Source organism: Moorena sp. SIO3I6 (genome assembly GCF_010672095.1).
On sequence record NZ_JAAHHU010001773.1, the window covers coordinates 1 to 1,006 of the forward strand.

The 1,006-nt window shown below is 35.8% G+C and carries 2 protein-coding genes; one reads left to right on the top strand and one right to left on the bottom strand.

All coding sequences use genetic code 11. From position 1 onward, the window contains the following. Positions 1-498, top strand: a 498-nt coding sequence (locus F6K49_RS53025; RefSeq protein ID WP_293111175.1) for an NHLP bacteriocin system secretion protein, incomplete at its 5' end; no start/stop codon positions are given. Here F6K49_RS53025 and F6K49_RS53030 read toward each other — a convergent pair. After that, on the bottom strand, positions 428-631 hold the full coding sequence (locus tag F6K49_RS53030) for a hypothetical protein (RefSeq protein WP_293111177.1): 204 nt from the start codon (positions 629-631) through the stop codon (positions 428-430). The genes F6K49_RS53025 and F6K49_RS53030 overlap by 71 nt on opposite strands. Between the last annotated feature and the right edge of the window lie 375 nt (positions 632-1,006).

The window sequence follows — 1,006 nt, forward strand, 5'->3', positions numbered from 1 at the left end:
TGTAAAGGTTCTGTTATTGACAAAGGGTTTTCTTTAGGAGTGATTCAAAGACAGAGTTCATCAGACAGTCTCTCAACCGTTGCTTACTTTCCTGTTGGGCAGGGTAAAAAGATCAAACCTGGTATGAAAATCTATGTTACACCTGATACAGTTCGCCGAGAAAAATTTGGTAGTATTATTGGTACTGTCTCGGAAGTATCTCCTTTTCCTATTACTCAACAAGGAGCAACTAAACTGATAGGAAACTCTACAATAGCTGAAAATTTGGCATCTAAAGTCAGACCTGTTATTGAAATCCATGGGAAGTTACAGGCTGACTCCTCGACTCCTAGTGGTTATGCTTGGTCTTCTTCTCAAGGACCGTCGTTGACAGTGACTTCAGGAACCACTGTAACAGTACAAGTCACCATTGAAGAGCAAACCCCCATTACCTTAGTTTTACCAATCTTGCGACAATTGACTGGGATTTATAGCGGTTTGCGCTTAAATAGAGTATAGCGCTTTTTTGTCTGGTGAGGTACAAATTTTTGGGTTTTAGGGAACAGGGAACAGGGAACAGGGAATAGGGAACAGGGAACAGGGAACAGGGAACAGGGAACAGGGAACAGGAAAAAAATCCTGTGTACCTCATTATGCTAAAAACCGCTATATAATTATTATAGCAATTATCATAGCTATGATAATTGCTATAGGTAGACTTATGTTAAGGAGAATCCTATAGATAAAAAGGCTAAAACATAAACGATTTTTTTGAAAATTTAAATCATCAGCTAAATCAGATATATTTACCTGTGTTTAAGGGAGTGCCAATTTGGATATATTTGTAATTTCCATGAGGCTCTTGGAATAGTTATCAGTAACAGTTCTTGATCACAAGATAAATCAAATATTTTTTATATAAAACTGTAAAATTTTGTGAAGACATTTATTCTTCATCTTTAATCTTTACTAATGTAATTACTAGTTGACATAAACTCTTTAAGAAAATTGTGTATAAAAACACTGA

Bases quoted from the DNA above. Each gene is read 5' to 3' on its own strand.
- F6K49_RS53030 (WP_293111177.1), bottom strand. From the start codon at position 631: ATGAGGTACACAGGATTTTTTTCCTGTTCCCTGTTCCCTGTTCCCTGT.